This is a genomic window from Aliivibrio sifiae, assembly GCF_002954715.1.
GTDB classification, from domain to species: Bacteria; Pseudomonadota; Gammaproteobacteria; order Enterobacterales; family Vibrionaceae; genus Aliivibrio; species Aliivibrio sifiae.
In genome coordinates this window covers 873,214-883,701 of record NZ_MSCP01000002.1, presented here as the reverse complement: position 1 = coordinate 883,701, position 10,488 = coordinate 873,214, and the positions used below count along the sequence as shown (strand labels likewise).

The window sequence follows — 10,488 nt, the reverse complement described above, 5'->3', positions numbered from 1 at the left end:
GTAGTTTCGGCTTAGTAAGCGTAAATTTCTTCTTTGTTGCCTTTTTGCTTTCGTATCGTCAGGTTCGGCAAATTAACCCTTATTTTCCTAAGTTCAGGCGTTTCAGAGGCTAATTTACGCTTCAATTGTTCTTTGGTTATGCCTCATTTTAGTCTGCATCAGTGTTTTGCTCGCAGCATTTTCAATCCCAGCTGTGGCAAGGATATTTGGTTTATCAGTTCCAAATCTGCTGAAATCAAGTCGTTCAAATGGCGTAAAAAATGTATCTGTTTTCCATTTACTTCATCTCGCAATTTAAGAACATTTTGTTCGCTTAATTGCTATTGATAAATTAGAATCAGGGCTTAGAAAATCTTGGCAGGGCAGTTCTTTACCAAGTTGACCAAGCCGAAAGTAAGCACGCACAACAATCGCATCAACACGATTTATTACATTCGGCGTTCTGGGTTTGTCTTGGGTTTCGTGATTAAGGCGGTAAAATTCAGGTTGGTTTGCATGGTAATAAACGTGTTATGCCAGCGTTATACGAACTCTGAGAATGCAGTTTTTAGGTTCAGTCCAGTGATTGAACCATTAGTTTTTTAGGTGTGAAAGTAGGGTGGTTTTCCTTTTTCTTTGTAGCCTTTTGGTATTCGTTTCATCAGGTTCGGCATTGAACTATTATTGCCCCAAATTCAGGCGTTTCAGCGGCTAATTTACGCTTCAATTGTTCTTTGGTTATGCCTCATTTTATCCTGCATCAGTGTTTTCCTCGCAGCATTTTTAATCCCAGTTGTGGCAAGGATATTTGGTTTATCAGTTCCAAACTGGTTGAAACCAATTCGTACAAATGGTGTAAGAAAAAGGGATTGTTTCGTTTCACAGTTATTGTTGTTGATTGGATATTTTGCTCGCTTAATTGAGTTAGTCTAATTAAAATCATTTTACAGCAAATCTTGGTAAATCAGTTCTTTACCAAGTTTATCGGAGCGAAAGCAAGGCTCGTATAACAAAGCAATCAACACGATGCTATTTACATTCGGCATTCGCGGTTTGAAGTGTAATTGGTTTTGTAAGTCGGTCTTTCGCACGTGTTATTGCGGCGTTAGGCGCTTATTTTATTTTCGTGAGTTATGTCATCTTTTTATAGTTGTAATTCAAAGGTTTATCCCCATATATAGAAAGGACATTTAACGAGAATACTTTATGGAAAACTACAATACTGCTGCAAAGTTCCAAATGCATTATTATTTTGAAGATAAATCCCATTCTATGGATGCATTTGTTAGGAATAAATGTGAGTCTGAAATTTTAGCAATTATTACTGAAATTGCTAAAACCCTGAATGTAAAAATCCAAATAGAATCTGAAGTTAGGAAGGAGGGAGGATTAAGGGAGATATGGGCATTTACTAATGCAAATGCAGGTGTTTTATCTGTAATTATTGGTATAGCAGCACTTGTATCCTCCAGAATTCCTGTTGGTGATTCAGAGTTAGAAGATTTACAAAAACAAGATTTAAAATTGAGCATTCAAGAGCGGCAGCTACGTATCAATAAATTAAAAGCTGAAATTAAAGATGACGTAATTACAGCTGAGACTGTAGGGAAAGTTGCAGATTTAGTTTCTAAAGATAACAAGATTATAATTAGAAAATCTAACCTTTATAAAAGTTTAGATACCTATAGAAAAGTATCTAAGATTGGGGTTAACGGTTTGGATTTATCGGACAAAGAGGTTAGTGCTGAATTGATAGTTAAACGTCCTGACTTTAAAAAATTCATCGTTAAATCAAATGTTTTGCCTGTTGAAACTATTGAAGATGCAGTTATTGAAATAGTCTCACCTGTTCTTAAATCAGGTAACTATAAATGGAAAGGTATATTTGAAGGCGAAAGCATTAATTTTTCAATGACTGATAAGTCTTTTCAATTGGATGTATTGAGTGAAAAAATCAGTTTTCAACATGGTTCAATGATTAAGTGTACGTTGTTAATTCATAGTAAAATTGACGAAGTTGGTGAGGTTGTAATTACTGGTTATTCGGTAGATACAGTATTGGAAAATATGGAAGGTCATAGCTTTGTGGAAACTAAACAAGGTAAGTCATATCGAAATCAAAAAGCATTAAAAGCAGCTCAAGGTGACTTATTCGCAGGCTTGTAATTGCGCCTAACAAAGCAATCAACACGATTTATTACATTCGGCATTGTAGGTTTGTCTTTGGCTTCGGTGTTTAAGGCAGTAAAATTCAGTTAAGCTGTCGTAGTAATAAACGTGTTATTGCGGCGTTATAAGCACCGATTTATTAAGGTTATTTGAGTCAGAGGTAAAGGTTTGAAATTTTCTACGCGTTCAGCGAAAGATAGTGATTTTGAGTTCTTATTTGAACTTTAAAAGGCGGCTGAATTTGAGCCAATTAAGGCTGTGTTTGGTTGGGACGATAAAATCCAACGTGAAATGCATCAAGATGAATGGGATGAAGAAAAGCCAACCATCATTGAAATGTCAGGTGAAGCAATAGGTAGCTATTTGCTTCAAAATAAAGGCGACCATTTCTATTTTTGCCGTTTCTTTTTACTGCCAAATTTTCACGGGAAAGGAATAGGAAGTCAGGTTTTAAGTCAATGTTTAGAGTTTGCTGATAGCGAAAATAAACCAGTGAAATTGTGTTATTTGCAAGGCAATCGGGTAGGCGGTTTATATCGCAAATTTGGTTTCCAAGTAACATCAGAAAATGCTCAATTTATTCATATGAACCGTGTGAGAATGTGCTTATAACAAATGCATCAACACGATTTGCTACATTCGGCATTCTAGGTTTCTTTGAGTTTACCGTGTTAAGTGGTAAATTTGGCTTAATCTGCATGGTAGCAAACGTGTTATGCAGGCGTTATGCGAAAAGGAGGTCAAAATGAAAGTAGCAATTGTTTTGGGGACATCAAATGGAGATGGAAATACTCGAAAATTAAGCGATAAAATCAAATTAGCAACAGATGCAACAGTATTTGATTTAAGTGATTATAATATTTCGTTTTATGATTATTTACATGAAAATAAAAATGATGATTTCTTACCTTTGATTCATGAATTATCAGTATTTGATCACATAGTTTTTGCTTCACCAGTTTATTGGTATTCAATGTCTGCTCAGTTAAAGGTGTTTTTTGACCGACTCTCTGATTTATTAACTATTGAACAAAACCTCGGGCGGAAACTAAAAGGTAAGTCTTGTTCTGTTATTTCAACAGGTTTTAATGCTGATGTTCCAAGTTGTTTTTTTGAGCCGTTCAAACTTACAGCCAATTATCTAAATCTAATCTATAAAGTAGACCTATATTGCTGTATTGATAGTGAGTTTTCAGTTCTTGAAAAAGAGGTGTCTTTGTTTGTGAGAGGTATCGCATAACAAATGCATCAACACGATTTGCTACACTCGGCGTTGTTAGTTTGCCTTTAGTTTCAGTGATTAAGGCGTTAAAATTCAGTTAAGCCTGTATCGTAGCAAACGTGTTATGCAGGCGTTGTGCGTACTGAGTCCGAAATTTTTTGCACGGTTCATCAATAGGATCGCAGCTTTCGTAGTTTTGGCTTAGTAAGCGTTCCTTTCTTCTTTGTTGCCTTTGGTTTCCGTTATTATCAGGTTCGGCAAATTAGCCCTTATTTCTCTAAGTTCAGGCGTTTCAGAGGCTATTTTACGCTTCAATGGTTCTTTGGTTATGCCTCATTTTAGTTTGCATCAGTGTTTTGCCCGTAGCATTTTCAACCCCAATTGTGGCGAGTGTATTTAGTTTATCAGTTCCAAACTTGCTGAAATCAAACCGTTCAAATGGTGTGAAAAATGTATCTATTTCCATTCACTTTATCTCGCAATTTAAGAACATTTTGTTCGCTTAATTACTATCGGTAAATTAGAATCAGGACTTAGAAAATCTTGGCAAAGCAGTTCTTTACCAAGTTGGCCAAGCCGAAAGTAAGCACGCACAACAATCGCATCAACACGATTTATTACATTCGGCGTTCTGGGTTTGCCTTTAATTTTGTGATTAAGGCGCTAAAATTCAGGTTGGTTTGCATGGTAATAAACGTGTTATGCCAGCGTTATGCCCTCGGAGGATAAATGGAATTAATGATTAAAAAATTAGCTAAGGAATCTGGGCTAGTTATTCCGAAACCCAAAGCTAAAGTGGAATTTAAAATAAAGGGAATGGGGATGCGTCGTAATGAAGAGGCTTTAATTTATAGAATCCCATCTCATTCAACTAAAGCTCAATATTATGAAAAAGGGGTGACAATTAATGAATTTGAAAAAGCTCATCAAAGGTTAGTAAATACAGGTTTCTTTACTCGAACTTGGTTTAATGAAAACCTTAAAGCATGTGCGAAAGAAGGAGGGTGTAACTTTACAACTATTGGTGGTGTATTTGAAATACTCGGTATTGCTGAATATTCTCAAAAAGCCACATATAAATATCTAACATAACGCTTTATTTTAATATTTTTAGGTTCAAATTATGAAAAAATTTCTGATTGTAATTCTGACTTCTATGTTCTCAATAATGGTACAAGCGAGTGTATTTGATACTAAATCTGAGGAATATTGTACTTCTTATCAAAACTGTAAGAAGGGAGAATTAATTATAATTCCAGCTAAACATGTAATTTCAATCTGTGATATGAATAAAAACGTAGTGATAGCAAATGGTAAGGCCGTTTGTTTTTACATCGGTAAACGACGTATACCTAAAAGTGATAATTAATAAAGTTTGAGTACGGGCATAACAAATGCATCAACACGATTTACTACACTCGGCGTCTCAGGTTGTCGGGTGTTTCTCGTTTTAGGGCGTCAATTTTAAGTATAATTGCATAGTAGTAAACGTGTTATGCAGGCGTTAAATGTATATGTTAATTTATGGAGGTAAAAATGTCTCAATTAGAAGAAACACAAGAGTCGCTTTCAAGAATGCAGGCTTTTGATGCAAAAACTTTAGCTAGGGAAGATGAATTAGGTCGTAACTTTGATTTTTCAGCAATTGTAGCTCCTGCGAGCAAATTAATTCGGTTATATAATCAATTAGGTTTATCAACTTTAGACGATTTCCCAGATGCTATTCTAGGGCAAATTAAAGTTCAGGCGGATGCTGACTTTAATCGTTTTCAACAGGCCTTAGATTTCGACCCCACAACTGTTCAAAATCAAAATCCAACTCAGCCAAGAGATAATTTAATTCAGCAGGTGATTTCAGCCTATGACCCGGCATTCCAGAAATTATTCCCATTTATTTCATATGGTACGAGTAAATCTGTTGATTTTCAGCGTATGGAAAATGAAGCGAGGGCAATGCTTCAAAATGTGAAGGATGAAGCGACAGAAATTACTGGCCACTTAACAACACACCAAGAGCAAGCTCAAGAGGTTTTGGCTGATGTTCGTAAAGTTGCAGCAGAGCAAGGTGTTTCACAACAAGCTATTTATTTTAAGGATGAATCAGAATCACATGATGAAGCCGCAGAATATTGGAAAGTGAAAACAATACAAGCAGCGATTGCTTTAGGTATTTATGCTTTTTGTACATTATTTATTCATAAAATGTCTTGGTTAAAACCAGAAGATAATTTGCAGGCGTTTCAATTAATTACAAGTAAAGTACTTATTTTTGGTGTAATTGCATATTTGTTATTTTTAGCTGCAAAAAACTTTTTATCTCATAAACATAATGCCATTGTAAATAAACACCGTCAGAATGCGCTAATGACTTATAAGGCTTTAACGGATGCAGCGTCTACCGCTGAAGCTAAAGATATTGTTTTAAATCATGCTGCTTCTTGTATATTTACACCACAAGATACTGGTTATATAAAAAATGAAAGCTCACAAGGGCAATCAAATCCAGTTCGTTCGGTTATTGAACTAATGCCAAAAACATCGATGAAATTAGATGGGTAGGTGATATACATTTAACAAATGCATCAACACGATTTGCTACATTCGGCATTCTAGGTTTCTTTAAGTTTACCATGTTAAGTGGTAAATTTGAGCTTAATCTGCATGGTAGCAAACGTGTTATGCAGGCGTTATGAGTATTTGTGGATTAAGAAAAGGAAGTCATTTTGTATCAGCTATATTATTACCCAAACAACGCGAGTTTAGCTCCGCACTTCTTATTACATTTCATGGAATTAGAGTATGAATTATTGTTGGTTGATAGGAAATCAAGCTTCCACAAATCAGCTGAATATTTAAAATTGAATCCAGCGGGTAGAATTCCTACATTAATTGACGATGGAATGGCAATCTTTGAAAGTTCTGCTATTTGTATTCATCTTTGTGAGCAAAATCCTAAGCATGGTTTAATCCCTCGGTTGGGGAGCAAAAGTAGACCTCAGTTTTTCCAATGGTTAGCGTACTTGAATAATACGCTTCAAGCTGAGTTAATGGTTCGATATTATCCACATCGACATACAAATGATGAAAGCACTATTCCAAATGTGGTTGCAGCGCAAGATGATCGAATTGGCGAATCATTATCGGTAATTAATGATCAACTTGAGGGTAATAAATACCTTTTAGGCGATGAAATATCAGCCTGTGATTTCTTCTTATTTATGCTTTCTGAATGGTGTTTGCCTATTAAGAAATCGCCATTAAGTTTTGAACATCTGTCAGCTTATCTAAATCGTTTATCATCACATCCAACAATTATGGCAGTTTGTGAGTTAGAGGATATTGATCTTAGCCCATTTAAGTAATACTCATAACAAATGCATCAACACGATTTGCTACACTCGGCATTGTCAGTTTGCCTTTAGTTTCAGTGATTAAGGCGTTAAAATTCAGCTAAGTCTGTATCGTAGCAAACGTGTTATGCAGGCGTTATGTGCTTAGGAGAAATATCAAAATGAAAGCACCTAAAAGTGAGCTAGTGAGTAGAGCTGGTGTTCACTATGCAGGATATGTCTTTTCAACAGAAGGGATTATATTTAGAGAAACATCATCAACAGATGTAAGCGTTGACGGTCAGTTGGAACTAGTTTCAATTGATGGAATTGCTACTGGTATGTTATTAGGTGTTCAAGTTAAAAGTGGAGATTCTTTTGTAGATAGTGATTCAAAAGTTTTCTCATTTATAGCAAGTAAAAAGCATTTTCAGTACTGGCAGAGGTTCTGTATGCCAGTAATTGGTGTCGTTTATTCCCCAACACTTAAAAAAGCATCTTGGTTTGACCTTACTATGCATGCTGACGCAATACTTAAAGATAATACGCCTACAACTATTAAACAAAAACTTAGTGAAAGTAATGCTCTTGAAATTGGTAAGGGGTTAACTCACCTTATTAATCTAGCCAACATACATTACAAGCAACCAGTTACCAAAGAAGAAGTAAAAGAACTAGATGTTATTCAAGAGCTAGAAGTTACTTCTTCCCAATCGACCAAAGAAGATTCGTGGAAAAGGCTTATATCTATATTCTTTGATTCTGATAGTGACAGTGAAATAATAGGTGATGTCGGGTATAGACTATCACGGTATTTTCCGACAGTTTCCGATGTACAGAAAAATCAATTCAAAGATCGATTACGACTGCTAACTCTATCAGAGCTAAATAAGGTGTTTGCTGCTATTAAGTTTGCGATTGATCGAAACCGAGATGATGTGGCATGTTTAATTTTAGATCTATTGAATTATCACGCTAATCTAAATGAGTTACTTGAAAAATTAAATACTGAAGGGTTTGTTAGTTCAGAAGATCTGTGGCTGTTAGAGCAATCAAAAGAGTATATAGAACAACTTTAGAACGCACATAACAAATGCATCAACACGATTTTCTACACTCGGCGTTGTCAGTTTGCCTTTAGTTTCAGTGATTAAGGCGTTAAAATTCAGCTAGGTTTGTATCGTAGCAAACGTGTTATGCAGGCGTTATATGCTTGAAGTGGAAATAATAAGGATATTCAATGAAGTTCAATCATTTAGGTATACCAACAACAGAACGGTTCGATGGGGAAATAGATTTACCTCATTTGAAAATGACAGTATCTGATCATCAGAATAATCCTTATGGGATCCAGTGGCAGCGTTTTTGGGCTGATGCTCCATATCCTGAATTGGTGAAAACAGTTCCTCACGCTGCTTTTGAAGTTGATGACTTAATGGCTGAAATTAAAGGTAAGAAAGTCATAATTGAACCTAATTCACCAAGTGAAGGCTTAATTGTTGCCTTTATTGAAGTAAACGGCGCTCCAGTTGAGTTGATGGAATATTCTAAATAGTTGGGTAAATTATGCTTCTCAGGTCAGCTTTGAGATAAGTAACTTAGCTGACGTTAAGAGCGCATATAACAAATGCATCAACACGATTTACTACACTCGGCATCTCAGGTTGTCGGGTGTTTCTCGTTTTAAGGTGTCAATATTAAGTATAATTGCATAGTAGTAAACGTGTTATGCAGGCGTTACACGAACTAAAGATTGTAGTTTTTTGGCTCAGTTCAGCGACAGAACCATTTGATTTTCAGGTGTGAATGTAGGGTGGTTTTCCTTCTTCTTTGTTTCCTTTTGGTGTTCGTTTCATCAGGTTCGGCAATTGGCCATTATTGCCAAAAGTTCATGGATTTCAGAAACTAATTCACGCTTCAATTGTTCATGGTTTTGCCTCATTTTATCCTGCATCAGTGTTTTCCTCGCAGCATTATCAATCCAAATTGTGGCAAAGATATTTGGTTTATCAGCTCAAAACTTGCTGAAACCAAATCGTACAAATGGTGCTAGAAAAAGGATTGTTTCGTTTCGCAGTTTTTATAGTTGAACGGTTCTTTTGTTCGCTAAATTGGCTTTTGTAATTTAGAATTAGTTTCTAAATATTATTGGTAAATCAGTTCTTTACCAATTAAAGCGAAGTGTTGACAAAGATCGTGTAACAATCGCATCAACACGATGCTTATAACATTCGGCGTTTTTGGTTTGAAGTGTAATTGGCTTGGAAGGTTGGTCGTTAGCACGTGTTATGCAAGCGTTATGCGTATGGAGTAAAATGAAAAATATTACGAAACTAGCAGAGTGTTTTAGGGCGGCTATTGAAGCCAGCGATATTACTGAAGTGCTGCCATTATTTAAGTATTTTCCTCAAAATTGCTGTGAGCATACTTCTGTTTTTTTGGGTTTCTATATTAGTCTAATATTCCCTGAGTTAGAAACTGAAGTTGTTCGTGGACGAAATGAGTCAATTAACGGTTTGAAGTACCATTTCTGGTTAGAAATTAATGGTCAAATTATTGATCTCACCGTTGATCAATTCAAAGGATATAGCATTCCAATATATGCTGAAAATATTCATCCTTTAGCTGAGGAATTTGTTGAAGATAAACGGGAATCAATAGATGCTTACATGGGATACTATTGCGATAAAGTTCTTGAAATAGATCGTTTTTCTAAAGCAATGTCTTCAATCGGATCTAAACTAAAGCATGCTGGGTGGGAATACGCATAACAAATGCATCAACACGATTTGCTACACTCGGCGTTGTCAGTTTGCCTTTAGTTTCAGTGATTAAGGCGTTAAAATTCAGCTAGGTCTGTATAGCAGCAAACGTGTTATGCAGGCGTTATGCGCTATTGTGGTTTTCGGTGTAAGTTGCTGATAGAAATTGTATTTATAGGGGCGATATGAAAGGTATATTTGAAAGTTTAGGTGGTTTTTTATTAATGGCTTTATTCATTGGAGGATATTTTCCTGTCAATATGATTTTAGCTTTTATATATGGTGATAAAGTTGATGTGGTTATATCTTTTATAATTCCATTTTATGGTTATTTTGTTTTATTATTTGGATAAGTAAATGTTTAAATTTTCTCTTAAATGTCTTTTTATATTCATGACTTTAGCTGTTCCAAGGGGGGTTAGTGCAACACCTGAATCAGTGTCTAATGATGAAAGTTATAAAGAATCGATTATGTTACTCAAGAAATATGGTCATGAATCTTTAATCAAGAACATGGTAAAAATGCAAAGAGATCAAATGGAAAAATATGGTAATTCTCTGGATGATTATACCAATGTTATTGGAATTCTTGGTTCTGAATATGGAACCACTCAAACGATAACAATAAAATTAGATAAATTATTAGGTGAAATGAACGTAAAATTAGAGGAAAAAGGTAAGAGTAAACTGTCTAGAGATGACGTTATCTCATTTTTAAAAAAGGGAGGGCAATTGTATAATTCACAAGTTAATATGCTTTGTACAAACCCTTCAACAAGAGCATTAATTGATAATAATATTGAGTACGTTTCTAACTATTACGACCTTAACATGATTTTCTTAAGTGAAATATTAATCGACAGTTCGACGTGTATAGATTCTGATAAACTGTAAATTAGCGCATAACAAATGCATCAACACGATTTGCTACATTCGGCATTCTAGGTTTCTTTGAGTTTACCGTGTTAAGTGGTAAATTTGGGCTTAATCTGCATAGTAGCAAACGTGTTATGCAGGCGTTACACGA

The 10,488-nt window shown here is 35.3% G+C and carries 12 protein-coding genes and 1 pseudogene; 12 read left to right on the top strand and 1 reads right to left on the bottom strand.

Annotated elements, in window-relative coordinates; translation table 11 throughout:
* Positions 1–1,185 precede the first annotated feature (1,185 nt).
* The 3 genes and pseudogenes from BTO23_RS15085 to BTO23_RS15075 all read left to right on the top strand — a co-directional run bounded on the left by BTO23_RS15085 (position 1,186) and on the right by BTO23_RS15075 (position 3,388).
* Entirely contained in the window at positions 1,186–2,145 is a 960-nt protein-coding gene (locus BTO23_RS15085; protein WP_105063901.1) for a hypothetical protein, read from the top strand.
* A gap of 171 nt (positions 2,146–2,316) precedes the next feature.
* Positions 2,317–2,760: pseudogene (locus tag BTO23_RS15080) on the top strand (GNAT family N-acetyltransferase).
* A gap of 133 nt (positions 2,761–2,893) precedes the next feature.
* The gene (locus tag BTO23_RS15075; protein WP_105064284.1) at positions 2,894–3,388 is read left to right on the top strand and encodes a flavodoxin family protein; all 495 of its coding nucleotides are present in this window, start codon (positions 2,894–2,896) and stop codon (positions 3,386–3,388) included.
* Positions 3,389–3,674: 286 nt separating this feature from the next.
* On the opposite strand, the gene BTO23_RS21510 is transcribed toward BTO23_RS15075, so the two are convergent.
* Positions 3,675–3,836 carry a hypothetical protein gene (locus BTO23_RS21510; RefSeq protein WP_245922121.1) on the bottom strand — a complete coding sequence of 54 codons (162 nt, stop codon included), beginning with the start codon at positions 3,834–3,836 and terminating at the stop codon, positions 3,675–3,677.
* A 263-nt stretch (positions 3,837–4,099) separates the two neighbouring features.
* Between BTO23_RS21510 and BTO23_RS15065 the strand changes: the two genes are divergently transcribed.
* The 9 genes from BTO23_RS15065 to BTO23_RS15025 all read left to right on the top strand — a co-directional run bounded on the left by BTO23_RS15065 (position 4,100) and on the right by BTO23_RS15025 (position 10,355).
* Positions 4,100–4,462, top strand: a complete 363-nt coding sequence (locus tag BTO23_RS15065; protein ID WP_105063900.1) for a hypothetical protein — start codon at positions 4,100–4,102, stop codon at positions 4,460–4,462.
* A 31-nt stretch (positions 4,463–4,493) separates the two neighbouring features.
* Positions 4,494–4,739 (top strand): hypothetical protein, encoded by a 246-nt coding sequence (locus BTO23_RS15060; protein ID WP_041941202.1) that lies wholly within the window; start codon positions 4,494–4,496, stop codon positions 4,737–4,739.
* A gap of 167 nt (positions 4,740–4,906) precedes the next feature.
* Entirely contained in the window at positions 4,907–5,929 is a 1,023-nt protein-coding gene (locus BTO23_RS15055) for a hypothetical protein (RefSeq protein ID WP_105063899.1), read from the top strand.
* Between the two features lie 164 nt (positions 5,930–6,093).
* Positions 6,094–6,732 carry a glutathione S-transferase family protein gene (locus BTO23_RS15050; protein WP_105063898.1) on the top strand — a complete coding sequence of 213 codons (639 nt, stop codon included), beginning with the start codon at positions 6,094–6,096 and terminating at the stop codon, positions 6,730–6,732.
* Positions 6,733–6,881: 149 nt separating this feature from the next.
* Positions 6,882–7,778 (top strand): DUF4365 domain-containing protein, encoded by an 897-nt coding sequence (locus BTO23_RS15045; protein WP_105063897.1) that lies wholly within the window; start codon positions 6,882–6,884, stop codon positions 7,776–7,778.
* A 161-nt stretch (positions 7,779–7,939) separates the two neighbouring features.
* Positions 7,940–8,254: a VOC family protein gene (locus BTO23_RS15040; RefSeq protein ID WP_061030684.1), complete on the top strand. Its 315-nt coding sequence runs from the start codon at positions 7,940–7,942 to the stop codon at positions 8,252–8,254.
* A gap of 760 nt (positions 8,255–9,014) precedes the next feature.
* On the top strand, positions 9,015–9,470 hold the full coding sequence (locus tag BTO23_RS15030; protein WP_105063896.1) for a hypothetical protein: 456 nt from the start codon (positions 9,015–9,017) through the stop codon (positions 9,468–9,470).
* A gap of 176 nt (positions 9,471–9,646) precedes the next feature.
* Positions 9,647–9,814, top strand: a complete 168-nt coding sequence (locus tag BTO23_RS21385) for a hypothetical protein (protein WP_170066753.1) — start codon at positions 9,647–9,649, stop codon at positions 9,812–9,814.
* Between the two features lie 4 nt (positions 9,815–9,818).
* Positions 9,819–10,355: a hypothetical protein gene (locus BTO23_RS15025; RefSeq protein ID WP_105063895.1), complete on the top strand. Its 537-nt coding sequence runs from the start codon at positions 9,819–9,821 to the stop codon at positions 10,353–10,355.
* The last annotated feature ends 133 nt before the right edge of the window (positions 10,356–10,488 follow it).

Bases quoted from the DNA above. Each gene is read 5' to 3' on its own strand.
- BTO23_RS15045 (WP_105063897.1), top strand. From the start codon at position 6,882: ATGAAAGCACCTAAAAGTGAGCTAGTGAGTAGAGCTGGTGTTCACTAT.
- BTO23_RS21510 (WP_245922121.1), bottom strand. From the start codon at position 3,836: ATGGAAATAGATACATTTTTCACACCATTTGAACGGTTTGATTTCAGC.
- BTO23_RS15065 (WP_105063900.1), top strand. From the start codon at position 4,100: ATGGAATTAATGATTAAAAAATTAGCTAAGGAATCTGGGCTAGTTATT.
- BTO23_RS21385 (WP_170066753.1), top strand. From the start codon at position 9,647: ATGAAAGGTATATTTGAAAGTTTAGGTGGTTTTTTATTAATGGCTTTA.
- BTO23_RS15075 (WP_105064284.1), top strand. From the start codon at position 2,894: ATGAAAGTAGCAATTGTTTTGGGGACATCAAATGGAGATGGAAATACT.
- BTO23_RS15055 (WP_105063899.1), top strand. From the start codon at position 4,907: ATGTCTCAATTAGAAGAAACACAAGAGTCGCTTTCAAGAATGCAGGCT.
- BTO23_RS15025 (WP_105063895.1), top strand. From the start codon at position 9,819: ATGTTTAAATTTTCTCTTAAATGTCTTTTTATATTCATGACTTTAGCT.
- BTO23_RS15085 (WP_105063901.1), top strand. From the start codon at position 1,186: ATGGAAAACTACAATACTGCTGCAAAGTTCCAAATGCATTATTATTTT.
- BTO23_RS15060 (WP_041941202.1), top strand. From the start codon at position 4,494: ATGAAAAAATTTCTGATTGTAATTCTGACTTCTATGTTCTCAATAATG.
- BTO23_RS15030 (WP_105063896.1), top strand. From the start codon at position 9,015: ATGAAAAATATTACGAAACTAGCAGAGTGTTTTAGGGCGGCTATTGAA.
- BTO23_RS15040 (WP_061030684.1), top strand. From the start codon at position 7,940: ATGAAGTTCAATCATTTAGGTATACCAACAACAGAACGGTTCGATGGG.